The organism is Lysobacter sp. yr284 (assembly GCF_900107375.1).
Taxonomy (GTDB): domain Bacteria; phylum Pseudomonadota; class Gammaproteobacteria; order Xanthomonadales; family Xanthomonadaceae; genus Lysobacter.
Map to the genome: position 1 here is coordinate 18,004 of NZ_FNPT01000013.1, position 25,163 is coordinate 43,166.

At 72.0% G+C, this 25,163-nt stretch carries 21 protein-coding genes and 1 pseudogene; 18 read left to right on the forward strand and 4 right to left on the reverse strand.

Translation table 11 applies throughout. The features are described from left to right. The 9 genes from BLV01_RS26365 to BLV01_RS17425 all read left to right on the forward strand — a co-directional run. On the forward strand, nucleotides 1-3,244 hold a 3,244-nt coding region (locus BLV01_RS26365), incomplete at its 5' end, for a response regulator (RefSeq protein WP_175486057.1). After that, a complete protein-coding gene (locus BLV01_RS26910) occupies nucleotides 3,237-5,540 on the forward strand; it encodes a chemotaxis protein CheB (protein WP_254782676.1) in 2,304 nt (767 codons plus the stop codon). The genes BLV01_RS26365 and BLV01_RS26910, both read left to right, overlap by 8 nt. A gap of 336 nt (nucleotides 5,541-5,876) precedes the next feature. Next, entirely contained in the window at nucleotides 5,877-6,347 is a 471-nt protein-coding gene (locus BLV01_RS17395; RefSeq protein ID WP_091802815.1) for a chemotaxis protein CheW, read from the forward strand. After that, nucleotides 6,344-7,462 (forward strand): acyltransferase family protein, encoded by a 1,119-nt coding sequence (locus BLV01_RS17400; protein ID WP_256375616.1) that lies wholly within the window; start codon nucleotides 6,344-6,346, stop codon nucleotides 7,460-7,462. The genes BLV01_RS17395 and BLV01_RS17400 overlap by 4 nt, the downstream gene beginning before the upstream one ends. A gap of 687 nt (nucleotides 7,463-8,149) precedes the next feature. Beyond that, on the forward strand, nucleotides 8,150-9,295 hold the full coding sequence (locus tag BLV01_RS17405) for an OprO/OprP family phosphate-selective porin (protein WP_091802586.1): 1,146 nt from the start codon (nucleotides 8,150-8,152) through the stop codon (nucleotides 9,293-9,295). 67 nt (nucleotides 9,296-9,362) lie between these two features. Further along, nucleotides 9,363-11,519, forward strand: coding sequence for an ATP-binding protein (locus BLV01_RS17410; protein ID WP_091802590.1), 2,157 nt, complete (start codon nucleotides 9,363-9,365; stop codon nucleotides 11,517-11,519). A gap of 12 nt (nucleotides 11,520-11,531) precedes the next feature. Next, complete coding sequence (locus tag BLV01_RS17415; RefSeq protein ID WP_091802593.1) at nucleotides 11,532-11,900, forward strand: response regulator; 369 nt, start codon at nucleotides 11,532-11,534, stop codon at nucleotides 11,898-11,900. Beyond that, the gene (locus BLV01_RS17420) at nucleotides 11,897-12,358 is read left to right on the forward strand and encodes a chemotaxis protein CheX (RefSeq protein WP_091802596.1); all 462 of its coding nucleotides are present in this window, start codon (nucleotides 11,897-11,899) and stop codon (nucleotides 12,356-12,358) included. Before BLV01_RS17415 ends, BLV01_RS17420 begins: the two co-directional genes overlap by 4 nt. A 228-nt stretch (nucleotides 12,359-12,586) precedes the next feature. Continuing rightward, the gene (locus BLV01_RS17425; RefSeq protein WP_091802599.1) at nucleotides 12,587-14,932 is read left to right on the forward strand and encodes an ATP-binding protein; all 2,346 of its coding nucleotides are present in this window, start codon (nucleotides 12,587-12,589) and stop codon (nucleotides 14,930-14,932) included. A gap of 220 nt (nucleotides 14,933-15,152) precedes the next feature. Here BLV01_RS17425 and BLV01_RS17430 read toward each other — a convergent pair whose 3' ends face one another. Both BLV01_RS17430 and bioA read right to left on the reverse strand, forming a co-directional pair. Further along, a complete protein-coding gene (locus BLV01_RS17430; protein WP_091802602.1) occupies nucleotides 15,153-15,890 on the reverse strand; it encodes a 16S rRNA (uracil(1498)-N(3))-methyltransferase in 738 nt (245 codons plus the stop codon). Then, nucleotides 15,887-17,281, reverse strand: a complete 1,395-nt coding sequence (bioA, locus tag BLV01_RS17435) for an adenosylmethionine--8-amino-7-oxononanoate transaminase (protein ID WP_217633532.1) — start codon at nucleotides 17,279-17,281, stop codon at nucleotides 15,887-15,889. The genes BLV01_RS17430 and bioA overlap by 4 nt, the downstream gene beginning before the upstream one ends. A 107-nt stretch (nucleotides 17,282-17,388) precedes the next feature. On the opposite strand from bioA, the pseudogene nudE reads away from it, so the two are divergent. The 7 genes and pseudogenes from nudE to BLV01_RS17470 all read left to right on the forward strand — a co-directional run. Beyond that, nucleotides 17,389-17,934 (forward strand): annotated as a pseudogene (gene nudE, locus BLV01_RS17440) (ADP compounds hydrolase NudE); the annotation flags it as partial. Between the two features lie 86 nt (nucleotides 17,935-18,020). Then, nucleotides 18,021-18,836, forward strand: coding sequence for a 3'(2'),5'-bisphosphate nucleotidase CysQ (gene cysQ / locus BLV01_RS17445; protein WP_091802821.1), 816 nt, complete (start codon nucleotides 18,021-18,023; stop codon nucleotides 18,834-18,836). Beyond that, on the forward strand, nucleotides 18,829-19,665 hold the full coding sequence (gene mazG, locus BLV01_RS17450) for a nucleoside triphosphate pyrophosphohydrolase (RefSeq protein ID WP_091802609.1): 837 nt from the start codon (nucleotides 18,829-18,831) through the stop codon (nucleotides 19,663-19,665). Before cysQ ends, mazG begins: the two co-directional genes overlap by 8 nt. A 221-nt stretch (nucleotides 19,666-19,886) precedes the next feature. Further along, nucleotides 19,887-20,213, forward strand: a complete 327-nt coding sequence (locus BLV01_RS17455) for a YnfA family protein (protein ID WP_091802612.1) — start codon at nucleotides 19,887-19,889, stop codon at nucleotides 20,211-20,213. A 160-nt stretch (nucleotides 20,214-20,373) separates the two neighbouring features. Continuing rightward, the gene (locus BLV01_RS17460; RefSeq protein ID WP_091802614.1) at nucleotides 20,374-20,736 is read left to right on the forward strand and encodes a hypothetical protein; all 363 of its coding nucleotides are present in this window, start codon (nucleotides 20,374-20,376) and stop codon (nucleotides 20,734-20,736) included. Nucleotides 20,737-20,855: 119 nt separating this feature from the next. Further along, nucleotides 20,856-21,161, forward strand: coding sequence for an Mpo1-like protein (locus BLV01_RS17465; protein ID WP_091802617.1), 306 nt, complete (start codon nucleotides 20,856-20,858; stop codon nucleotides 21,159-21,161). Nucleotides 21,162-21,225: 64 nt separating this feature from the next. Further along, nucleotides 21,226-21,795, forward strand: a complete 570-nt coding sequence (locus tag BLV01_RS17470; protein ID WP_139178821.1) for a hypothetical protein — start codon at nucleotides 21,226-21,228, stop codon at nucleotides 21,793-21,795. A gap of 43 nt (nucleotides 21,796-21,838) precedes the next feature. Here BLV01_RS17470 and BLV01_RS17475 read toward each other — a convergent pair whose 3' ends face one another. Further along, nucleotides 21,839-22,495, reverse strand: coding sequence for a hypothetical protein (locus BLV01_RS17475; protein WP_091802623.1), 657 nt, complete (start codon nucleotides 22,493-22,495; stop codon nucleotides 21,839-21,841). 43 nt (nucleotides 22,496-22,538) lie between these two features. After that, nucleotides 22,539-22,892, reverse strand: a complete 354-nt coding sequence (locus BLV01_RS17480) for a DMT family protein (protein ID WP_091802626.1) — start codon at nucleotides 22,890-22,892, stop codon at nucleotides 22,539-22,541. Between the two features lie 109 nt (nucleotides 22,893-23,001). Here BLV01_RS17480 and BLV01_RS17485 point away from each other — a divergent pair, with 109 nt between their 5' ends. Beyond that, the gene (locus tag BLV01_RS17485) at nucleotides 23,002-23,712 is read left to right on the forward strand and encodes a response regulator transcription factor (protein ID WP_057948657.1); all 711 of its coding nucleotides are present in this window, start codon (nucleotides 23,002-23,004) and stop codon (nucleotides 23,710-23,712) included. Between the two features lie 24 nt (nucleotides 23,713-23,736). Then, entirely contained in the window at nucleotides 23,737-25,071 is a 1,335-nt protein-coding gene (locus tag BLV01_RS17490) for a sensor histidine kinase (RefSeq protein WP_091802824.1), read from the forward strand. Nucleotides 25,072-25,163 lie beyond the last annotated feature (92 nt).

The window sequence follows — 25,163 nt, forward strand, 5'->3', positions numbered from 1 at the left end:
TGCTGCCGAACAGGCCGAGGCCGAGCGTCTCGAAGCTGAGCGCGTCGCCGCCGAACAGGCCGAAGCCGAACGTCTCGAAGCTGAGCGTGTTGCGGCCGAGCAAGCCGAGGCCGAGCGCCTCGAAGTCGAGCGCACTGCCGCCGAGCAGGCCGAAGCCGAACGCATCGCGGCGCAGAAGGCCGAGGCCGACCGCATCGCCGAAGAAGAGCGCCTGGAGTACGAGCGCCTGGAGGCGCAGTACGCCGCCGAGGCCGAAGCCGCGCGTCAAGAAGCCGAACGCGCCGAGACCGAAAAGGCCGAGGCGCAACGTCTGGCCGCCGAGCACCTCGAAGCCGAGCGCCTCGCGGCCGAGCAAGCCGAAGCCGAACGCCTCGAAGCCGAGCGCGTCGCTGCTGAGCAAGCCGAAGCCGAACGCCTCGAAGCCGAACGCGTCGCCGCTGAGCAAGCCGAAGCCGAACGCCTCGAAGCCGAGCGCGTCGCTGCCGAACAGGCCGAAGCCGAGCGCCTCGAAGCCGAGCGCGTCGCCGCCGAGCAGGCCGAAGCCGAGCGTCTCGAAGCCGAACGCGTCGCCGCGGAGCAGGCCGAAGCCGAGCGTCTCGAAGCCGAATGCGTCGCCGCGGAGCAGGCCGAAGCCGAACGCCTGGAATACGAACGCCTGGAAGCGCAGTACGCCGCCGAGCGGCTGGCCCGCGATCAGGCCCAGGCCGATGCGCTGGAGCCGGCCTACCTGCACGACGCCGCGCACCTGGACGAGCAGGCGCCTGCGCCGGCCGCCAACGACGAAGCCGAACCCGCCCTCGCCGCGACGACCGTCGCCGGCGTGCCGGCGGCGCTGGCCGCGGCGTTCGCCCGCGCCGCCAACGCCGATCCGGATCCGGACGAGTCGCTGGACCTGAGCGAGCTCGACCCCGAACTGGTCGACATCTTCGTCGAGGAAGGCGGCGACCTACTCGACCATTCCGACGGCCTGCTCGCGCAGCTGCGCGAAACGCCGGGCGAACGCGAGCTGCTGGTCGGCCTGCAGCGCGACCTGCACACGCTCAAGGGCGGTGCGCGCATGGCCGGCATCATGGCCGTGGGCGAACTCGGCCACGTCATGGAATCGCTGCTGGAAGCGGTGGTCGACCACCGCACCGAACTGGGCCGCGACAGCGTCGCCTTGCTCGAGCGCGGTTTCGACCGCCTGCACGCCATGGTCACCCGGGTCGGCCAGCGCAAGGCGATCGCCATGCCGGCCGCGCTGATCGCGACGTTCGAAGCGCGTTCGCGCGGCGAGCTGACCCTGGGCGCGATCGAGGCGCCCGCCGCCGTCGCCGCGCCCGAGCAAACCGCCGACGACGACACCGGCCTCAAGCCGCTGTCCGCGCCGATCGCCGACGCCGCGCCGCTGGCCGACGACGACGACATCGGCGTGCGCGCGCCGCAGGAGCAGGTGCGCATCCGCGCCGACCTGCTCGACCGCCTGGTCAACTACGCCGGCGAGGTCGCGATCTACCGCGCCCGGCTGGAGCAGCAGCTCGGCGCGTTCCGCGGCGCGATCGCGGAAATGGCCCAGACCAACCTGCGCATGCGCGACCAGCTGCGTCGCCTGGAAATCGAAACCGAGGCGCAGATCATCGCGCGCTACCAGCGCGAGGGCGATGCCGGCGAGCATTCCTTCGACCCGTTGGAACTGGACCGTTTCTCGACCCTGCAGCAGCTCTCGCGCGCGCTGTCGGAATCGGCGGCCGACCAGAACAGCCTGCAGATCACCCTCGACGACCTGACCCGCCAGTACGAAACCCTGCTGCTGCAGCAGTCGCGGGTGAGCTCGGAGCTGCAGGAAGGCCTCATGCGTACGCGCATGGTGCCGTTCGACACGCTGCTGCCGCGCCTGCGCCGCGTGGTGCGCCAGGCGTCCAGCGAACTGGGCAAGCAGGTCGCGCTGAAGCTGGAAGGCACCCAGGGCGAACTCGACCGCAACGTGCTCGAGCGCATGACCGCGCCGCTGGAACACATGCTGCGCAACGCGGTCGCGCACGGCCTGGAAACCCCGGCCAGGCGCCGCGCCGCCGGCAAGGTGGACGAAGGCACGGTGCGCATCGCGGTGCGCCGCGAAGGTTCGGAAGTGGTGCTGGAAGTCGCCGACGACGGCGCCGGCCTGGACCGCGCGGCGATCCGCCGCCGCGGCGAGGAGCGCGGGCTGGTCCGCAGCGACGCGGTGCTGTCCGACTCCGACCTGGACATGCTGATCCTGGAGCCGGGCTTCTCCACCGCCGACGAGGTCAGCCGTCTGTCCGGCCGCGGCGTCGGCATGGACGTGGTCGCCAGCGAAGTGCGCCAGCTCGGCGGCGCGCTCGACATCCAGTCCACGCCCGGCCAGGGCGTGCGCTTCACCCTGCGCCTGCCGCAGACGCTCGCGGTCACCCAGGCGGTGTTCGTGCGCATCGGCGACACCACCTTCGCCGTGCCGATCGCCTCGGTGCGCGGCGTCGGCCGGCTCTCGCGCGACTTGCTCGACCAGGGCGACGTGGCCTACCGCTACGGCGGCGAGGACTACCACGTGCACGACCTGGGCGTGCTGGTCGGCCACGCGCCGGCCAAGGCCGAAGGCCAGCTGCAGATGCCGTTGCTGCTGATCCGCTCGGGCGACCTGCGCGCGGCGGTGTCGGTGGACCAGGTCGTGGGCAACCGCGAAATCGTGGTCAAGCCGGTCGGCCCGCAGGTGGCCTCGGTGCCGGGCATCTTCGGCGCCACCATCATGGGCGACGGCCGCGTGGTGGTGATCCTCGACGTCGCCCCGCTGGTGCGCCGCCGCACCGCGCAGTTGCTGGACTTCGCCCAGAGCGCGCCGCCGCCGGCGGTGCCGGTCGAGGCGCGCAAGGTGCCGCTGGTGATGGTGGTCGACGACTCGGTCACCATGCGCAAGGTCACCGGCCGCGTGCTGGAGCGCCACAACTTCGAAGTGGTCGCGGCGAAGGACGGCATCGACGCGCTCGAGCGCATGGCCGAGCGCGTGCCCGACCTGATGCTGCTCGACATCGAGATGCCGCGCATGGACGGCTACGAATTGGCCACGCAGATGAAGGCCGATCCGGTCCTGCGCAACGTGCCGATCGTGATGATCACCTCGCGCAGCGGCGAGAAACACCGCCAGCGCGCGTTCGAGATCGGCGTCGAACGCTATCTCGGCAAGCCATACCAGGAGCCGGAATTGATTCGGAACGTGTTCGAACTGTTGGGAATCGCGCGTCACCATGGCTGACGGCGATCGTCGTGTAGTGTTGTTGGCGCGCGCGGGCGTGGCCTGCGAGCGCCTGCGCAATGCGCTGGTCGAGGCCGGCGCGCAGTTGGTCCTGGAAGGCGATCCGACCGTGCTCGACCCCAAGGCGCTGGATGCGGCCGACCCCGACGTGGTCGTGGTCGTGCTCGATCCGGCCGCCGAGGACGCGCTGGACCGGTTCGAGAACGTGCTGGTGGATCCCTCGATCGAGGTGATTTTCGAGGAGGCCGAACTGGCCGCCGCGCGCGAGGGCTGGGACGCGGCGCGCTGGGCGCGTCATCTCACCGCCAAGCTGCATCGCCACGACGATGTGCTGCCGCCGGGCCGCGAGCCCGAGCAGCCGCCGGCGCCGGCGTTGCAGGCCGAAGGGTTCCAGCGGCCGGTGCAGGAAGGCTCGCCGCTGGCGCAGGAGCCGGCCGACGTGCCGGCGCCGGTCGCCAGCGACAACGTGCTGGCGTTCGTGCGCCCCGGCGCCGCGGCCGCGCTGGCCGCCGCCGAGCTTGCGCCGGCATCGGCCGAGGTCTCGGTCGCTGCGCCGTCGCCGCAGGGCGAGGACGCCGCGGCCGCCGAATACACCCTCGACTTCGCCGAGACGGCGCCGCAAGCCGAGTACATCGGGTTCGACGAGGGCGCCGCGCGAGTGACGTTCGACGCCGTCGAGCCCGCGCCGCAGGTTGACCCGGACGCGGCCGGCCTGGATTCGATCGGCCTGGATTCCAGCGCGCTCGATTCGGCCGAGTTCGAATCGACCGAGCTCGAATCGGCCGACCTCGATTCGACCCGCCTGGACTCGCTCGACTTCGAGTCCGCCGGTTTCCAGTCGCCGGCAAGCGAACCGCCCCGCCACACCGCCGATCGCTTCGACTCCGCCGATTTCGGCGAGATCGAGGAAATCGAAGCGGTCGAAGCGCTGCCTGCGTTCGATCCCGACGACGAACCGCCGCCGGCGCTTGCGGCGCATGTCAGTTTCGATCCGGTCTCGGCCGAATCGCCGGTGGATCCGCTGTCGTTCGGCGGCGAATCGCTGGGCGAGCTCGACCGCGTCGCGCCGATCGGCTCGGCCGGCGACCGCGTGCTCACCGAGCCGCCGCCGCTGCCCGACGAGGCGCGCGAGTTCTTCGCCCGCCAGGCGCTCGGCCCGAGCGACGAATCCGCCGGCGCCGACGCGCCGGCCGCGTCGCACGACGGTGGCGACGTAACGTTCGACTTCTCCAACCTGACCCTGGAAGCCGGCGACTACTCGACCCAGGTGCCGGGCCAGGCGCAGCCGTTCGACGCCCAGCACCACGACTGGCAGGCCGAAGGCGCCGACGCCGGCGTGCCGCCGCTCGACGAGGCCGGGCTGGGCGAGATGGAAATGTGGCGCGCGCCGGCGCCGGGCCAGGTGCAGGAACTGGTCGACCTGGACGCCGCATTCGCCGCGCACGGCGACGATGCCGGCGCGGCGCTCGACTTCGACGACAGCCGCGCGCCGCCGCCGCAGGCGGCCACGCCCGCGCGCAGCTTCGAGACCACGCTGGAGTTCGCCAGCGACGAAACCGCGCCGGCGCAGCCCAAGGGGCCCGCGCCGTCGGCGCCGTCGGTGCCGGATTGGTCGTTCGCCGACGAGACCAGCCTGGTCGAGGCCGCGACCGGCCAGAGCGGCGCGCATGCGCCGCCGGGGCCGCGGCACGACCTGGAAGAGATCGAACGGCGCATCTCCGGCCTGGAACTGGTCGACGACAGCCCGGCCGACGCCGGCGCCGTCGCCAACGGCGGCCGTGGCGGCGCGGTGCTGGTGCTGGCCGGCATCGGCGGCCCGGACGCGGTGCGCCAGCTGCTCGGCGCGCTGCCGGACAACTTCGACCGCCCGGTGCTGGTGCAACAGCGCCTGGACGGCGGCCGCTACGACAAGCTGGTCGCGCAGATGCAGCGCGCCACGCCGGTGCTGGTGAAGCTGGCCGAAGCCGGCGCACGCACCATCGCCGGGGTGATCTACATCCTGCCGGCGGGAATCGGCATCGAGGTCTCCGACAACGGCATCCAGTTCGCCGAAGGCGGCGAGGTGCTCGAAGCCTTGCCGGCCGGCGACAGCGCGGTGCTGTTGTTCAGCGGCGCCGAACCGGCCCAGGTCGATGCGGCGATGGCCTTGGCCGCGCAGGGCGCGATGGTCGTCGGACAGGCGCCGGACGGTTGCTACGACGCGGCTGCGGCCAGCGCCGCGATCGCGCGCGGCGCCGGCAGCGGCCAGCCGGCCGAATTGGCGGCGCGGCTGGCGGCGCGCTGGTCGCGGCTCTGATCGCGGGTCCGGCTTCGCGCGCCCGCTGACGGGCGTGCGGATGCGCGGGCCCGGCGTCGCCGGCCGCGGCCGGCGATCCGCGCGGGACGCGCGTCCCGCGTCGCGGCCTCCACGCGCCGCCGCAGCGATGCGGCGCGCGGCGATACCCCGGCAGCGCGCGCGCGCCGCCACCGTCCACACGGCTCCGCCCGGCGGAGCTTCAGCCACACGGCCGCGCGCGACGCGGCGAGGAACCGCGCGATGTCCAACGAAATTCCCGATCGCGACGACGCTGCGGCCGACCAGGCCGCCGACAGCGTGCAGGCGCAGGCCGCGGCCGACGACGGCGCGCTCGCCCTGAGCGCCGCCAACGACATCCGCGGCGTCATGATCCAGGTGGCCGGCGCGCGCCTGCTGCTGCCCAACGCCACCATCGCCGAGGTGCTGTCGTACGCGCCGCCGGCGCCGATCGCCAACGCCCCGCGCTGGCTGCTCGGCCAGATCCGCTGGCGCGGCTGGAGCCTGCCGATGATCGCCTTCGGCGAACTCTCCGGCCTGGCGCGCGAACCCGGCGGCCTGGGCAGCAAGGTGGTCGTGCTCAAGGCGCTCAGCGCCGCCTCGCGCCTGCCGTACTTCGCGATGCTGACCCAGGGCTTCCCGCGCCTGGTCACCGTGTCGCCGTCGGGCCTGTACCTGCAGAGCCGCGACGACGAAGCGCTGCCGTTGGGCGTGCAGGCGCGGGTGCGGCTCAACGACGACCCCGCGCTGCTGCCGGACCTGGAAGCGGTCGAGGCGATGATCGGCGAAGCCCTCGCGCAAGCCGCGTGAGCGCGGCGCCGGCGCAGGCTCCGGCGTCCGCCGCCGCGCCGCGCGCGCCGTCGCCCAAACGCTACGCCTCGGTCGACGCGCTGCGCGGACTCACCGTCGCGGCGATGCTGCTGGTCAACGATCCCGGCGACTGGAGCCACGTCTACGCGCCGCTGCTGCACTCGGACTGGCACGGCTTCACCCCGACCGACCTGGTCTTCCCGATGTTCCTGTTCATCGTCGGCGCGTCGATCGCGCTGGCGATGCTGCCGCGGCTCGATGCCGGCACGCCGCGGCCGGCGCTGCTGCGCCCGGCGCTGTGGCGCGCGCTGCGCATCTTCGCCCTGGGCCTGCTGCTGCACCTGATCGCGATGTGGGTGGTCGATCGCCAATTCCTGCGCGTGCCCGGGGTGCTGCAACGCATCGGCCTGTGCTTCGCCGCGGCCGCGTGGGTCGCCCTGTACCTGCCGGCGCGCGCGCAATGGGCGTTGTGGGGCGCGCTGCTGCTGGGCTATTTCGGATTGCTCGCCGCGGGCGGCAGCTATGCGCCGCTGGTCAACATCGCCAGCCGCACCGACTTCGCGATCTTCGGCGCGCACGTCTACCAGATCGATCCCGCCAGCGGCCGCGGCCACGATCCGGAAGGGCTGGTCTCCACCCTCGGCGCGCTGGCGACCACGCTGCTCGGCCTGCGCGCCGGCGACTGGCTGCGCCGCGGCCGGATGCGCGCGCTGCTGATCGCCGGCGCCGTCGGCCTCGCCGCCGGCGGCGCGCTGGACCTGCTGCAGCCGATCAACAAGAACCTGTGGACGCCCGCCTACGTGCTGTGGGCCGGCGGCTGGTCGTGCTGGATCCTCGCGCTGTGCCATGTGCTGGTCGACCGCAAGGGCTGGCCGCCGCTGGGCCGCGCGTTCGGCGTCAACGCCATCGCCGCGTACGCCGGTTCGGCGCTGCTGCTGTACCTGCTGATGGCGACGGGCTGGCTGGAGCCGCTGTACCGCCACGGCTTCGCCGACTGGATGACGCCGCGGTTCGGCCCCTACCTGCCGTCGCTGGCGTTCGCGCTCGCGTTCGTCGCGCTGTGGTGGCTGGTGGTGCGCGCGCTCGACGCGCGGCGGATCTATTTCAAGATCTAGCCGGGCCGTTGCGGCTGCGCGAAACGCGCGGATTTCGAGTGCCTTTGGTGCACAAACGAGAGGCCAAGGCCCGCGCTCAAGATGAATCGTGAGTGATGTGCGTCACGTTTTAGTTGTCGATGTAACTATCGCGACGCGGATTTTTCGTTCGAACAAGTCCTAAACGCCTTTGCGTGCCTGCCGCGCGCGCTGCAGGTGCCGCACGCGGCCGCCCATGCGCCGGACGCGAGCGTCGCGGCAACGCCACCATCCTCGTGCTCGATGCCCCGGCGCGTTGATGCATCGCTGTTTCTTCGGGTCGAACCGCACGCCGCAGTATGCGGACTCGTCGCGGCCGCCTTGCGGCCGCGACGACAGGGCGATCGCACCATATGAGCCGATCGCAGCTACGCAAACAACGCCAAGTCTGTGCATCCGCCGCGCATCGCGGTTTTTCCCGTCTGGACAAGGCTTTTTCGCCTCGTTATCTCGGACCTCGCAATCAATGGTTTCGCGCCGCCGCGCAACGCGCATCGCGAGACACAGGGGGCAAGGGGAGGGGAGCGGCACGACGGCGGCGCGCAGGCGCCGGTGGCAGACGTCGGCCGCGCCGTGCGGAAGGCGCCGCGTCGGCCAGGCCGACGCGGCGCCCGCCGCGATCGTTCCAGCCCGCCGGCATCGACGTCCAGTTACGGCCCGGGAGGCTGCATGCGATTCGAACGAGTGTGGTGGGGGGCGCTGTCGTTGCTGGCGGCGTCGCCCGCGTGGGCCGCCGACGGCTACAGCGTGCTGGGCGACTGGCCGGTCAAGGCGACGAGCGAATCCGGGATCGAGGCCGGGCTCAAGGGCAACCTCAGCTACGACGTCGCCCGCTTCGGCGGCGCCGACGGCGGCGCGTTCGCCGACGACGACGCCTGGCGCCGGCAGGAACTCAGCGCCTTCGTGCGCAAGCCCGGCATGTTCGAGCTGGCCCTGGGCTACGACTTCCGCAACGAGGTCTGGCTCGACAACTTCGTGCGCATCTCCGGCGCCGCGGGCGACCTGCGCATCGGCCAGTTCAAGACCCCGGTGGGCTACGAGGAAAGCGCGGTCAGCACCACCGCGACCACGTTCATGGAGCGGGCGCTGCCGGTGACCGCGTTCTACGCCGGCCGCCGCCTGGGCGCGGACTGGACCTACGAGAAGATCCCGAACTGGTATCTCAACGCCGCGGTCCAGGCCGGCGGCGATCTGCTCGGCGACAACCGCGGCCGCACGCTCGGCGCGCGCGCGGTGTTCAACCCGGTCAAGGACGAGAACCAGGTGCTGCACCTGGGGCTGTCGGCCTCGAACGAGAAGCGCGACGACGACAGCCTGCGCCTGCAAGTGCGCCCGGAAGCGTTCCTGGCCGCGCGCCGGCTGGTCGATACCGGCGCGTTGAACCGGGTCGAAGGCATCGCCCGCTATGGCGTGGAAGCGATCTGGCAACGCGGCCCGCTGCTGCTGCAGAGCGAATACCTGCGCATCGGCGTCGACCGCGATGGCGTCGCCGACTACAGCGCCGACGGCTATTACCTCGCCGCCTCGTGGGTGCTGACCGGCGAGAAGCGCGGCTACAAGAGCGCCGCCTTCGGCAACCTCAAGCCGCGCCGCGACTGGGGCGCGGTGGAACTGGCCGCGCGCTATTCGCACATCGACCTCGACGATGCCGGCGTCGCCCTCGGCGGCCGCCAGCGCGACTGGACCTTCGGCGCCAACTGGTACCTCGGCCAGCATTTCCGGTTGCAGTTCAACTACGTGTGGGCCGAGGCGCGCCGGCGCGGAACCGGACTCGATCCGCAGATCGCGCAGCTGCGCGCGCAGATCTATTTCTGATCCGCAGCGCGCCGGGGCGCAACCGCCGGTCCGTCCGGGCCGGCGAGGCAGACAGGGGAGCAAGCTCATGCGTGTGATGAAGCGGGTGGACAGCGGCGGTCTGTGGGGACGCTACTCGGCCATCATGGTGTCGGTGGCGTCGTCGCTGGTCATCGCGGCGGTGATGGTGGTGGTCAGCGTGCGGCTCGGCGAGGAGATCGGCCAGCGCGTGATCGTGCGCGACCTGGCTGGCCAGGAGCGCACCTCGATCCAGATCGCGCTGCGCGCGCTGATGCAGATGGAGCGCGAACAGCGAGCCGGCCGGGCGCCGTCGCCGGAACTGGCCAAGACGCTGCGCGCGCGCGCCGAGCGCATCGGCCACACCATCCAGGTGTTCCGCGAAGGCGGCCGCATGCCCGAGGAAAGTCAGCGCAAGCCGCTGCGGCCGGAATGGTTCAGCAAGGAATTCGCCGACAGCAACGCCAAGGTCGATGCCCTGTGGCGGCCGTTCGAGCAGCGCATCCAGCGCTTGCTCGACGCGCCGGAGCTGCCGCCGGAGCAGGTGGCCGACGCGGTTCAATACGGCCTGACGAACATCGAGCCGCTGCTGCAGGAAATGACCGCGCTGATCGGCATCGTGCAGGAGCGCACCGAAGCCAACAGCCTGCTGCTGGCGGAAGTGCAGTACGGCGGCGCGGCCGCGCTGCTGCTGAACTTCCTGTTCACCGTGTTCGTCGCCCTCGGCCGCCTGCGCGCCGGCGACCGCGCCGTGGTCCAGTCCAACAAGCAGACCCAGGACATCCTGGCGACGGTGAAGGAAGGCCTGTTCCTGGTGTCGAGCGACTTCAGCATCGGCGACCGCATGTCGCAGTCGCTGCCGCAGATCATGCAGCGCCGGGTCGAGCCGGGCATGGACCTGATCGAGCTGCTGCGGCCGATGGTGGCCGCGCAAACCCTGGAAGCGGCCCGCGATTACCTCGGCCTGCTGTTCGGCAAGCGGGTCAAGGAGAACCTGGTCGCCAGCCTCAACCCGCTGTCGGAAGTGCCGGTGGCCGGCGGCAGCGACGGGCGCGGCCAGGCCCAGCCGCGCTACCTCAATTTCCAGTTCAACCGCGTGCAGGAAGGCGAGGGCACCGTGCACCTGCTGGTGACGGTGTCGGACGCGACCGAGCGGGTGCGCCTGACCCAGGAAATCGCCGCCGCCAAGACCCGCACCCGCGAGGAGATGGAGAGCCTGCTGCGCGTGCTCAGCCGCGACTCGGCCGAAGTGCGCTTCTTCCTGCACCGCATCGGCGTGGTGCTGGAACGCATCAACGACGATCTGCGCCAGGCCGCCGCGCGCCGCGGCGGCACCGACTATCTGGAACTGGTCCACGCGGTCTTCCGCGACGTGCACTCGCTCAAGAGCGAGGCGGCGGCGCTGAACCTGGAAATGCTGGAGGCGCTGGCGCACAACTTCGAGGTCGACCTGATCGGCCTGCGCGACCGCGGCGAGGTCGAGGGCGCCGACATGGTCAAGATGACCGTGCACCTGGACGCCATGTTCGAGTGCGCGGCGACGATCCGCGAGTTCCTCGACCGCATCGGCGGCGGCGACAACGCCCGCGCGGCGGCCGCGGCGACGCCGGCGCAGCGCCTGGTCGAAGGCTGGGGCGGGCTGGCCGAACGCATCGCCCGCGAGCAGGGCAAGCAGGTGCAGTTGCAGATGCAGCTCGATGGCCTGGAGCGGGTGCCGGCGGAAACCCTGACCGCCTTGCGCGCGATCGGCCTGCAACTGCTGCGCAACGCGGTCGCGCACGGCATCGAGCCGGCGCAGGAGCGCGCGGCGCTGGGCAAGCCGGCGACCGGCGCTGTCGCTTTCCGCAGCGCCGACGCCGGCAGCCGCCAGATCGAGCTGAGCGTGCGCGACGACGGCCGCGGCATCGACGTGGCGCGGGTGCGCGCGGCGCTGGCGGCGTCGGGGCGCTACAGCCCGGAGCAACTGGACTCGCTCAGCGACCGCGACGCGATGATGAAGATCTTCGAGCCGGGCGTATCGACCGCGGCCGATCGCGGCGACCGCGACGCCGGCCACGGCGTCGGCATGGACCTGGTGATGAAGCAGGTGCGGGCGATGGCCGGGACCATTTCGATGTCGACCAAGGTCGGCGCCTACACCGAATTCCGCATCCGCCTGCCGGTGGCCGAGGCCAGGCCGGCGCCCGCCGCCGCGGCCGAGGGCGGCGATTTCCAACTCACTTTCTGATCCGGGGGCCGGATGAAACTGCTGATCGTGGACGACTCCAACGTGATCCGCCAACGCATCGCGCGGCTGGCGGGCGACGCGCGGCTGCCGAACCTGGAGATCGTCGGCCAGGCCCGCAACGGCGCCGAAGCGCTGAGCCTGTTCGTGCGCCACCGCCCCGACGTGGTGACCATGGACCTGACCATGCCCGAACTGGGCGGCGTGGAATGCACCGAACAGATCGTCGCCATCGACGACGACGTCAACATCCTGGTGGTCTCGGCGCTGAGCGACAAAACCACCGCGATCACCGCGCTCAAGAAGGGTGCGCGCGGATTCCTCTACAAACCTTTCACCGACGACCAACTGGTCGAGGCCCTGCTGGAGATGCTGCCGACATGAGCGACCTCAACGAAACCGAGATCAAGGTCTTCATCGACGCGGTCACCAACTACTTCAACCAGCTCACCCATGAGCCGGCGAGCGTGCGCGGCGCGTTCCTCGACGACAACGGCGGCACCGCGCCGGTGTTCGACTACAGCGGCCAGATCGCGGTCAGCGGCCAGTTCCGCGGCACCATCACCGTGTCGGCGCCGCGGGCGATGATCCGCCACTTGTTGCTGGCGCTCAACGAGAGCGACCAATCCGACGCCAACCTGCGCGACACCATCGGCGAACTGGCCAACACCCTGGCCGGCAACGCGCGCAAGCACTTCGGCGGCGAGATGGAGATCTCGGTGCCGCGCACCGCCGCCGGCGCGATCGGCACCGCCGGCTCGCGCAAGCGGCCGTACGTGATCATGGTGAGCTGGAAGACCTACAGCGCTTCGCTGGTGGTGGATATCGAGCGGCTGGAATAAGCCGCGGACGTTTCGCGAAGCCGGCTCCGGCCGGGCGCTGTCGGCGGGCGGAATCCCCCCTGATGCGGCCGCCGTGCGGGGCCGAACCCTGCCGCGCGGTCGGGGCCGGTCTTCGCGATCTGCAATGGATGCGACGAGCGTCGCGACTGGCGGCGGCCGCGGCGGCGGACGTCGCGCCGCCGGCGCCGCATTCGCCGCGCCGGTGCAGCGGCGCAAAAGGAGCAAGCGATGTCCGAACATGGCAACGATCCCGATGACCGCCTGCGGCCGCCGCTGGCCGCGTTCGCCGTTGCCGCGCTCGGGCTGGCGACGATGGCGGCGGCGCTGACGGCGTATTCGGCCGAGGGGCTGGCGGCGGCGGTGCGGCTGGCGTCGGTGCGTTATTGCCTGGGTCTGGCCGCGCTCATGGGCGCGATCACGACCATCGGTTCGGTCGCGTTCCTGGCGCTGGGGCCGCTGCGCCGGCAGCGCGAAGCGCAGGCCGAGCGCGCGCAGTGGCGCGAGCGTTGCGAAGACCTGCTGCACGCGCTTCCCGACGGCGTGTGCCTGATCGATGCGGATTTCATCGTCTGCGAACCGGTGTCGCCGTCGCTGTCGGCGGCGCTGCGGTGCAAGCTGTGGCCGGGCATGGATCTGGTCGAGGCGTTGCGGCCGCTGCTCGCCGCCGAGACCGTCGAGGCCCTGCGCGCGCACCTGCGCCAATGCTTCGCGGCGCGCGCCGGCGCCGCGCCGGCCGGGCGCAATCCGCTGGCGGAGGCGACGTTTCCGGGGCCGCCGTCGCGGCCGTCGCACTGGGGCTTCCGCTTCGAGCCGGTGCGCCATGGCGAACGCGTCGCCTACCTGCTGGTGATCGCGACCGACATCGGCGAGCGCCAGCGCATCGCCCGCGAACTGGCCGGCGCGCGCATGCGCCTGCGCGCGCAGATCGACGGCCTGCTGCGCGCCTGCCTGCGCGACGGCTTGCAGATCCGCAGTTGCCTCGGCCACGCCGACGCCGCGCTCGAACGCGCCCGCGTGCGCCTGCCGCGCCTGCGCGCCGCGGTCGGCGCGGCCGAGCGCGAGGCCTCGCTGCGCAGCCTGTTGCAGGAGGCGCGCACGATCAAGCGCGAGGCGGCCGAGATCGAACTGGAACTGCTGGAGACGCCGGCCCACCATCTGGAACTGGACCTGCTCGAACGCGCGGCCGCGGCGCCGGCCGGCGACGAGGGCGCGCGCCTGGCGGGACACCTGGAGCTGTTGGCCGAGCGCATCGCGATGGTGCGCGATTTCGTGGTCGGCCTGGACGCGCGCGGCGCGCGCAAGAGCATCGACGAACGCGCGGGCGAGCGGTCGGAAAGCGGCGCAGCCGCGGCCGTCGTGCCGGCGCCGCGCGCTGCCGCGGTCGCGCCTGCGTCGGTGCCGGCGGCGACGGTAGCGGAACCCGGAGAGGGAGCCGCGTTCGTCGCCCGTCTGCGTCGCCACACCGGCGAGCCCGGATCGGATGAGGCCCCGCACGATGCGGGCGCGGCGGCGGTTGCGCCGGCGATGGCTGCGGCGGACGAAGCGATGCCGGCTGCGACAACGGCGCATGGACCGATGAAGTCGGCGGACGCTCCCGCTCCTGCGCCGCGCCCGAGCGAACCCACCTCCGCGACACCCTCGCCGCGGCCTGTGTCCGCGCCGTCGGCCGCGATCGCGCCTACGCCGGTCGCCGAGCGCAGGATTCCCGCTCCGGTTGCGGTTTCGGTATCGCCGCCGCCTTCGCGCCTGGCCGACGCCGCCGTCGCTGCGTTGGTGCTCTCGCCGCAGCGCAGCGATCCGCAGCGCTGCGATGCGGCCGCAGCGCGCTTAGCGTTTTCGCCGCGCGGTGGGAGCCTCGGCGCGGGCGCAGCGGAAAGCGTCGGGCCTGAAGGCCCGCCCACGTCGCCAGCGCCAGCGGCGGACGCTCTCGCTGCGATTGCGGCCGATCCCGCCGATCCGTTCGCGCTGGTGCCGTTGCTGGCCTTGTCCGGCGGCGGCGAGGCCGGGTTGCCAGCGGATCGGGCCGCCTTCGCCGACTGGGCCGCGCTGGCGCGCCGCCTTGCCGGCGAACAGGGCAAGGCGGTGCGGGTGGAGGCGGTGCTCGACCCGTTCCTGCGCCTGCCGCCGGCGCGGGCGGCGATGTTGCGCGACGTCGGCATGGAACTGGTCGCCAACGCGGTGCTGCACGGGATCGAGCCGATGTCGGCGCGGCGCCGGATCGGCAAGGACCCGGTCGGCGCGGTCCGCCTGACCCTGGGCTTCGACGAACGCGAAGGCTGGCTGTTCTGCGCGCGCGACGACGGCCGCGGCGTCGATCTGGCGCGGCTGCGCGCCGCGTTGGTTAGCAGCGGTGCGTGCACGCCGGACCAAGCGCAGCGGCTCAGCGAACGCGAGGCGATCGTGAAAGTGTTCGAACCCGGCGTCACCACGGCGATGCGCGCCGACGGCGCGCGCGGGCACGGCCTGGGGCTGCCGAACGCGGTCGAGCGGCTGCGCGGCCTGCAGGCGCGGGTATCGCTGGTGACGGTGCCGGGGCGTTCGACCGAGGTGCGGATCGCTTGGCCGCCGGGGTGAGGTTCGCGGCGAACCGAGCGGAGGGCGTCGGGCCTGAAGGCCCTCCCACCGCGCAAGACTCCGGTCCGCAGTCGCAGTCGCAGTCGCGCCCAGCGACGGCCTTCAGTCCCGATGCTTCGCGGGCCCTTCAAGCCTCATGAGTTCGTGGCAAGCCTTCAGGCCCAACGCTTGGTGGGAGGGCCTTCAGGCCCGACGCTTTCCTGTCGGCTGCGACAGTCCCTCAAGCCAGATCGCCGAACCTGGCCTGCAGCGCCGCGATCGCCGCCAATCCCGCGGTCTCGGTGCGCAGGATCCGCGGCCCCAGGCGCAAGCCCTGGAACCCCGCGGCGCGCAGTTGCTCGCGGTCCGACGGCGACCAGCCGCCTTCCGGCCCGATCGCCAGCAGCACCGGCGCGGCTGCGTCCACCTGCAGGGTCGAGAACCCCAGTTCGCCGTCCGGATCGAGGATCAGCCGCAGCCCGCCCGGCGCCAGCGCCGCCAGCGCCGCGGCCAGCGCCAGCGGCGCGGCCACCTCCGGCACCGCCGCCCGGCCGCTCTGCTCGCAGGCCGAGGCGACCACGCTGCGCCAATGCGCCAGGCGCTTGTCCGCGCGCGCGGCGTCGAGCTTGACCTCGCTGCGCTGCGACCACAGCGGATGGAACGCGCTCGCGCCCAGTTCGGTCGCCTTCTGCAGGATCAGGTCCATCTTCTCGCCGCGCGCCACGCCCTGCAGCAGCACCAACCGCAGCGGCGATTCGCGCGCGACCGTTTCGGCCGAAACAATCTCTACCCGCACCTCGCGCTTGCCCACTGCGCTGATGCGGCCGTGGTAATCGCGCCCGTCGCCGTTGAACAGCACGCAGGCGTCGCCGACCTCGTGGCGCAGCACCCGCGCCAGATGCGTGGCCGGGCCTTCCGGCAACGCCACCTCGCGTCCGGGCGCCAGTTCGGTTTCGACGTGCACGCGGGTCAGTCTCATGCGTCGGCCTCGGCGATGGCGTGGTCGATGGCTTCGCGCGTGGTCCGCGCGAGCAGTTGCAGGGCGTCTTCGTCGACGCAGTACGGCGGCATCCAGTACAGCACGTCGCCGAGCGGGCGCAGCAGCACGCCGCGCTGCAGCGCGGCGCGGTAGGCGCGCAGGCCGATGCGCGCGGCCGGGTCGAACGGCGTGCGCTTGTCGCCGCCGCGGGTCAGTTCGAACGCGACGATCATGCCGGCCTGGCGAAGCTCGGCCACGTGCGCGTGCGCGCCCAGCGGCGCGGCCAGTTCGGCCATGCGCGCGCTGGTGGCGCGGTTGCGCTCGATCACATCGTCTTCGGCGAAGATCGACAGGCTCGCCAGCGCCGCCGCGCACGCCAGCGGGTTGCCGGTGTAGCTGTGCGAGTGCAGGAACGCGCGCTCGCGCGAGTCGTCGAGGAAGCCGTCGTAGATGGATTGGGTGGCCAGCACCGCCGCCAGCGGCAGCGAGCCGCCGGTCAGGCCCTTGGACAGGCACAGCAGGTCGGGCATGACCCCGGCCTGCTCGCTGGCGAACATCGTGCCGGTGCGGCCGAAGCCGACCGCGATCTCGTCGGCGATCAGGAACACGCCGTGCTCGTCGCAGATCTCGCGCGCCAGCCGCAGGTACTGCGGATCGTGCATGCGCATGCCGCCGGCGCACTGCACGCGCGGCTCCAGGATCATCGCGCAGACCTGTCCGGCATGGCGTTCGAGCAGTTCGCGCAAAGCCTGGGCGGCCTGGCGCGCGCGCTCGGCCGGGCTCTGGCCGGGTTCGCATTGGTAGGCGTCGGGCGAGGGCGCGAACAGGGACTCGATCAGCAGCGGCGCGTAGATGCGCCGGTACAGCGGGATGTCGCCGACGGCCAGCGCGCCGAGGGTCTCGCCGTGGTAGCCGTTCTCCAGGGCGACGAACTTGGTGCGCCGGTCCTCGCCGCGGTTGCGGAACCAGTGGAAGGCCATCTTCAACGCCACCTCGACCCCGGCCGAGCCGTTGTCGGCGTAGAACACCTTGGCCAGCGGCGCGCGCCCGGCCTGGCGCGGAGCGATGGCGAGCAGGCGCTCGGCCAGTTCCACCGCCGGCGGGTGCGAAACGCCGGCCAGGATCACGTGTTCCAGGGTCCGCGCCTGTTCGGCGATGGCCGCGGCGATGCGCGGCTCGGCGTGGCCGAAGATGTTGGTCCACCAACTGGAAATCGCGTCCAGGTAGCGCTGGCCGTCCTGGCCGATCAGCCAGGGCCCGCGGCCGCTGGCGATCGGCAGCAAGGGCAGGGTGTGCGGGTGTTCGCGCATTTGGGTGCACGGGTGCCACAGCACGTTCAAGTCGCGTTCGCGCCAGGCGTCCGCCGCAGCGTTGCCGGGCTCTGCTAGCATCTGGGGGTCGTGAGTGATCTCTCGCATCCCCCTATTCTCGCATCCCCTATGGTGCCTTTCCGCCTTCCGCCCGTGGCGCCGCTGCGCGCGCCGTCCGGAGCCGCGCCGTGAGCCGGCGGCTGCCGATCGTCCACAACGTCGTCGAGCACGACGCCTCCGGCTACCGGATGGAATCGCTCGACCTGGAGTTCTCCAACGGCGAACGCCGCCGCTACGAGCGCCTGCTCGGCCGCCCGCGCGCGGCCGGCCCCGGCGCGGTGATCGTGGTGCCGATGCTCGACGATGAAACCGTCCTGCTGGTGCGCGAGTACGCCGCCGGCGTGCACCGCTACGAGCTGGGCCTGGTCAAGGGCCGGATCGACGCCGGCGAGAGCGCCATCGAGGCCGCCGACCGCGAGCTCAAGGAAGAAGCCGGCTACGGCGCGCGTTCGCTGACCGTGCTGCGTTCGCTGAGCCTGGCGCCGACCTACATGATCCACCAGGCCTACCTGGTGCTGGCGCGCGACCTGTATCCCGAGCGCCTGCCCGGCGACGAACCGGAGGAGTTGGACGTGATTCCGTGGAAGCTCGACCGCCTGCACGAACTGATCCTGCGCGAGGACTTCTCCGAAGGCCGCAGCATCGCCGCGCTGTTCATCGCCCGCGAGTGGCTCAGCCACGGCGAGCCCGCGCCGCCGCCGGCCGAGGCCGTCGATCCGGCGGCCGGCGCGGAGATCGCGCCGTGAGCGCCGCCGCCCCCCTGGTCGTCGACGCCGCGCTGGTCGAAGGCGCCGTCGCCATCGCCCGCGCCGCCGCCGCGGCGATCCTGGAGATCTACGACGGCGAGTTCGCGGTCGAGCGCAAGGCCGACGCCTCGCCGCTGACCGCCGCCGACATGGCCGCGCACCACACCATCGTCGCCGGCCTGGCCCGGCTGACCCCGGACATTCCGGTGCTGTCGGAGGAATCGGCCGACGAAGTCGGCGCCGAGCAGCGCCACGGCTGGGACCGCCTGTGGCTGGTCGATCCGCTCGACGGCACCCGCGAGTTCGTCAAGCGCAACGGCGAGTTCTCGGTGAATCTGGCCCTGATCGAGAACGGCGAGGCGGTGTTCGGGCTGGTGCTGGCGCCGGTCGGCGGCGCGCTGTGGCACGGCGCGCGCGGCGGCCACGCCTATCGCCGCGACGGCGACGACGAGCGCCGCATCCAGGTGCAGGCGCCGCCGGCGCAGCCGCTGCGGGTGGCCGCCAGCCGCTCGCACCACAGCCAGCGCAGCGACGATTTCCTCGCCCGCGCCCACCGCGAAGCGCCCGGCGGCATCGCCATGGTCAGCCTGGGCTCGTCGCTGAAGTTCTGCCGCATCGCCGAGGGCTCGCTGGACCTGTATCCGCGTTTCGGCCCGACCAGCGAGTGGGACACCGCCGCCGGCCAGTGCGTGCTCGAAGCCGCCGGCGGCGCGTTGGTGGACCCGCAGGGCCGGCCGTTCCGCTACAACCAGCGCCAGGGCCTGCTCAACGGCGACTTCATCGCCGTGGGCGACACCGCGCTGCCGTGGAGGGCCTGGCAGGATGGCTGAGGTGCTGAACCTGCCGCCCGGCCTCGCCGGCCTGCTGGAGATCATGGCGCGGCTGCGCGATCCGCAGCGCGGCTGCCCGTGGGACATCGAGCAGACCTTCGCCAGCATCGTGCCGTACACCATCGAGGAAGCCTACGAAGTCGCCGACGCGGTCGACCGCGGCGACCGCGGCGCGCTCAAGGACGAACTCGGCGACCTGCTGCTGCAGGTGGTGTTCCATGCGCGCATGGCCCAGGAGGAGGGCGCGTTCGCGTTCGACGACGTGGTCGCGGCGATCAGCGACAAGATGGTGCGCCGGCATCCGCACGTGTTCGGCGATGCCAGCGTCGAGGACGCGCAGGCGCAGACGCTGGCCTGGGAAGAACTCAAGCGGCGCGAGCGCGCGGCCTCCGGCGAGGCCGACGCCTCGGCCCTGGCCGGCATCGCCCGCGGCCTGCCGGAATGGCAGCGCGCGGTGAAGCTGCAAAAGCGCGCCGCCACGGTCGGTTTCGACTGGCCGGCGCCGACGCCGGTGATCGCCAAGCTGCACGAAGAGATCGAGGAAGTGCGGGTCGAATTCGACGCGGTCGCCGCCGCGCCCGAGGATGCGGCCGCGCGCGACCGGCTGGAGGAGGAGATCGGCGACGTGCTGTTCGTCTGCGCCAATCTCGCCCGCCACGCCAAGGTCGATGTCGGCGCCGCGCTGCGCCGCGCCAACCTCAAGTTCGAACGCCGTTTCCGCGCGATGGAACTGCAGGCCGCGCAGGACGGCATGGCGCTGGCCGAACTGCCGCTGGAACGGCAGGACGAATACTGGGAACAGGCCAAGCGGGCCGAACGCGGCGAGTGAGCGCGGTGGGGCGGCCGGCGACCTGAGCGTAAGGCGTCGGGCCTGAAGGCCCTCCCGCCAGGGCGGCGTGGCTTTCGCGTCGCGCGCTAACGTTCCGACACGGCCGCCGGGCCTTCGCGCGCTACCGGAATCGCCGTCGCCGCAGTGCCCGCTTGCCTGCCCGCGTCGCCGCTCTTGTGGGACGGCCTTCAGGCCCGACGCTCTCCTTTCCGGTCGCCGCCATGCTCAAGACCCTGCTGCTGTTCCTGCTCACCGCCGTCGCCGAAATCGTCGGCTGCTATCTGCCGTACGTGTGGCTGCGCAAGGGCGGCAGCGCCTGGCTGCTGCTGCCGGCCGCCGCCAGCCTGGCGCTGTTCGCCTGGTTGCTGACCCTGCATCCGACCGCCTCGGGCCGGATCTACGCGGCCTACGGCGGCGTCTACGTCGCCGTCGCGATCTTCTGGCTGTGGTGGGTGGATGCGGTCAAGCCCAGCCGCTGGGACCTGCTCGGCGCCGCGCTATGCCTTGCCGGCATGGCGGTGATCATGTTCGCGCCGCGCACGGCCTGAGCTTTGGTGGGAAGGGGGCCGGTCCCGACACGTTCGTCGCAGAGGGCGGCGGCCCGGTCGGACTGCACGACGATGCGGGTTCTGCCGGCTCCGACCGTCGCGGCTTGAACCGCCCACGGCGCGGGCGCAGGATGGGCCGGTCGCCGCCGAAGTCGCATCCATGCAGTGCTTTCGCCACGCTCCCGAACCCGCGCTGGGCATCTGCCGCTCCTGCGGCCGCGGCGTCTGCGCGCAATGCGCGCGCGATCTCGGCCCGCCGCTGGCCTGCAGCGAGGAATGCGAGCGGCGGGTCGGCCGCACCGAGGCCCTGATCGCCAACGGCGAAGTCGGTTACCGCCTGGCCCGGCGCGGCAGTGCGGTCGCGGTGGGGTTCCCGCTGCTGCTGGGCGCGGTGCTGGTGTATTTCGGCGTGGCCGGCGAGCGCGACTGGTTCAACGCGGTGACCGCGATGGGCGCGTTGCTGATGCTGTTCGGCGTGGCGATGTGGCTGCGCCAGCGGCAGGTGGCGCGACAGTTGCGCTGAGCGGCGGCCGCGTCGCCCTGGCGCCGGGCGAATGTCGCATCGACGACACTCCGGCGCGGCCGGCCGCGCTATGGTGAGGCAATGAGACTACGGTGCGCCGCCGGCGCGAGGAGCCGCACATGAGCCAGCGCTTCCAGACGTTCCGCGAGTTCTACCCGTTCTACCTCAGCGAACACAGCAACCGCACCAGCCGCCGCCTGCACTTCATCGGCAGCTGCGGGGTGCTGGCGCTGCTGGCGCTGGCGATCGCGCAGGGGCGGCCGTGGCTGCTGCTGGCCGCGCTGGTGTGCGGCTACGGCTTCGCCTGGGTCGGGCATTTCTTCTTCGAGAAGAACCGGCCAGCGACCTTCAAGCACCCGCTGTATTCCTTCGCCGGCGATTGGGTGATGTTCAAGGACATCCTGACCGGGAAGATCAGGTTCTGACCGCCGCGGGTTTCGTACGAAAATGGCGGCGCCGCGCCGTGCGCGCCCTGCAAGGATGCCGTCCGTGAAAATCCCGATCTCGCTCGCTTTCGGCCTGGCCTGCGTCACCGCAAACGCGGCCGCCCCCGCCGCGCCGGACCTGCCGCTGCGTGTCTCGACGTGGCTGGAGCAGGCCACCGACAGCAAGACCTGTCCGCTGGTGGACGTGTGGGCCGACGGCAACGGCGAAATCGGCTCGGGCCGGCGCGTGGCGACGGTGTGGCGCGCGCGCGAGGACGAGACCGGCGAACTGTCGGATTGGCCGGCGCTCTACCTGTCGCTGGGCGGCAAGCCGCTGGCGCTGCGCCGGCAGGGCGCCGGCGATGTCGAATCGCAGACCCTGCGCGATCATCGCGGCGCGCTGCTGCGCTGGACGCTACCGGCCGAACGGGTGTCGGCGCGCTTGCAGCTGCAGGCGCCGCGTCTGTATGTCGAGACCGGCGAGGGTTGGCGCGCGGTGGCGCCGGCCGAGGCGGCCCGCGCGCGTCAGGGCGAGGAGTCGACCCGCACGGTGTGGAAGGGCCGGCTCAGCCTGGATCTCCGCGGCCGCGCCTGGGAACGCGACGTCGAGGTGGTCTCGACCTGCGGGCCGTGACGACGCCCGCCCGGCCGCGGGATCGGGCGCCGGGCCGTCGCGCTCAACGTCGCGGCAGGTAAGGCGCGATCTCGCGGATCGCCTGCAAGGCCGCGCGCGGATCGGCGTCCTGCGCGGCCAGCGCTCGCCAGTGCGCCGGGTCGTCGCAGGGCGTCATCAGGCTGCGCAGCCACCGGCCGTTGTCGAAGCCGCCGGGCAGGTCCGGATCGTCGGCCGCGGCCGCGAGACTGGCGTCCACGGCAGTGAGCGCGAAACGCCGGCCGCGACGCAGGAAATGCAGGCCGGTGCGGCCGTCGACCAGCACGGCGCCCTGGTCGGCGCCGACGAAGTGGAACCATTCCAGCGTCGGTGCCGGCCGCAGGCCGCGCAGCCAGGGCAGCGCCTGCGCCAGCGGCAGGCCGCGCCACAGGTCCAGGCTCGCACCCAAGTAATGCCCGCGCAGGTAGAACGGTTTGAGCGTCAGCGGCCGCCAGCCGCCGCGGTGGCGCAGCCGGAGGTCGCGTTCGAGTTGTTCGGTCGCCGATGCCTGGTCGGTGGAACGCTCCCAGCCCTGCGCCAGCGCGGCGTCGAGGTCCCGCTGCGGGTCGAGCCCGAACGCGGCGGTCGACAGCAGCCGGCCGTGCCGCAGGTACTCCCCGACCACGGCCCGCAGGCTCAGGCCGATGCGCAGCGGCGCCGGGGGCGGGTCGAGGCGGGCCATCGTCGGCTCGGGTGCGGGTGCGGGGGGGGCGTCGGCGCGGCGGTCAGTCCAGGAAGATCAGCCAGGCCGCGACCACGATCAGCCCGAACCCGGCCCAGTGGTTCCACTTCAGCGGCTGGCCCAGGTACCAGATCGAGAAACAGGCGAACACCAGCAGGGTGATGACCTCCTGCATGCCCTTGAGCTGCGGCGCCGAATAGACCGCGCTGCCGAGCCGGTTGGCCGGCACCTGCAGGCAGTACTCGAACAGGGCGATGCCCCAGCTGACCGCGATGGCGACCGTCAGCGGCGCGGACTTGTACTTCAGGTGCCCGTACCAGGCGAAGGTCATGAAGATGTTGGAGCCGAGCAGGAGCAGGACGGGGTAGACCAGGGAAGAGAGACGATCGGCGGGCATGCAAGGGCCGGAAGGGGTGGTGTGTGATGGCCCTACAGTATCGCCTTCACGAACCGTCCACCTTGTGGAGGGCACTCTTCACAAAACTGAAGGACGCCGGAGGGGCTGCATGCAGGGTACGAGAGACGGGGGCCTGGTCCTCATCGTCGAAGACAACCGCAATATCTCCGAGATGGTGGGCGAGTACCTGGAAAGCCGCGGCTTCGAGGTCGACTACGCCGCCGACGGTCTCGACGGATACCGGCTGGCGACGGAGAACAGCTACGACGTGGTCGTGCTCGACCTGATGCTGCCGCGCATGGACGGCATCGAGGTGTGCAAGAAGCTGCGCGAGGAGGCCCGCAAGTCGACGCCGGTGCTGATGCTGACCGCGCGCGACACCCTCGACGAGAAGCTCACCGGCCTGAGCGCCGGCGCCGACGACTACCTGACCAAGCCGTTCGCGATCCAGGAACTGGAAGCGCGCCTGCGCGCCCTGATCCGGCGCGAGCGCCGCCAGGTCGGCGGCGAGGTGCTCAAGGTCGCCGACCTGGTGCTCGACCCGGCCAGCCTGCGGGTCACCCGCGGCGGCAGCGAACTGCAGCTCTCGCCGATCGGCCTGCGCCTGTTGACCATCCTGATGCGCGAATCGCCGCGCGTGGTCAGCCGGCAGGAGATCGAGCGCGAGATCTGGGGCAACGGCCTGCCAGACTCGGACACCTTGCGCAGCCATCTGTACAACCTGCGCAAGACCATCGACAAGCCCTTCGACAAACAATTGCTGCACACCGTGCAGAGCGCCGGATACCGGGTAGCGGATATTTCGCAGCCGCCGGACTGATTGGACCGGTTCGCCGCCACCGCCATGCCGCAAGGGCTACCGCGCAAGATCAAGCTTGCGTTCATTCTGCAGGCCTTGATCGGCAGCATAGCGATCACGCTGGGCATTCTCCTGGCGGGCCTGGCGGTGCGCCATGTGGTCCTCGAGCAGCGCATGCAGCGCGAGGCCGACGACTTCTGGGACGGACGCAAGCACGACCCGGCCTACCCGCTGCCGCGCACCTCGACCACGCGCGGCCATTTCGTGCCGACCGGCGCCAGCGACTCGGTGCTGCCGGCGCAGATGCGCGGGGTCGGCTCGGGCCTGCACAACCTGCCGGGCGGCGGCAAGGTGGTGCTGGTGGACCGGCGCGAGGCCGGCAGCTTCTACCTGGTCTACGCGACCTCGCTGATCGACGAGGCGATCCTCTACACCGGCCTGTTCTCGCTGCTGTTCTCGCTGCTGACCACGTACCTGATCTCCTGGCATACCTACCGTACCTCCAAGCGGCTGGTCTCGCCGGTGAGCTGGCTGGCCAACGTGGTCTCGCAATGGGACCCGCGCGATCCCGACACCAGCCTGATCGAGCCGATCAAATTCCCCTACGACCCCGGCAGCGAAGTGCGCCGGCTGTCGAGCGCGCTCAGCGGCCTGGCCGAACGGGTCAGCGACTTCGTCCAGCGCGAGCGCGATTTCACCCGCGACGCCAGCCACGAACTGCGCACGCCGCTGACCGTGATCCGGGTCGCCACCGACCTGATGCTGGCCGACCCGGACACGCCGGTGCGCGCGCAGCGCTCGCTGCTGCGGGTGCAGCGCGCCGGGCGCGACATGGAGGCGGTGATCGACGCCTTCCTGATCCTGGCGCGCGAATCCGACGTGGAGCCGCAGTCGGAGGAATTCGCGGTGCGCGACATCGTCGACAACGAGATGGAGCGGATCCTGCCGCTGCTCAACGGCAAGCCGGTGGAGCTGCACCTCTACGACGAGGGCGGCCCGCGCCTGACCGCGCCGCCGCACGCGCTGGGGGTGATGATCGGCAACCTGCTCAGCAACGCGGTGCGCTTCACCGACAGCGGCCGCATCGATGTGCGCCTGGGCCGCGACAGCATCGAGATCCGCGATACCGGCATCGGCATGTCGGTGGAAACCCTGACCAAGGCCTTCACCCCGTTCTACCGCGCCGACTTTTCCGCCGGCGACGGCAAGGGCATGGGCCTGTCGATCGTGCGCCGGCTCGGCGAGCGCTTCGGCTGGCCGGTGACCCTGACCAGCGCGCCAGGGCAGGGCACGACCGCGGTGATCCGGTTCAAGCCGGGCTTGCCGCCGCCCCCGCCGGCGGTGCCGCTCGCGCCGGCGCCGCGGGTGCCCGAGGCGTGATCGGCAACTAGCCGATCCTGGCGCTCGCGCGACGCTCGCCCGCGTCGCCGCATCCATCAGCCGACATCGCCTTGCCGCGGCCGGTTGCCGCC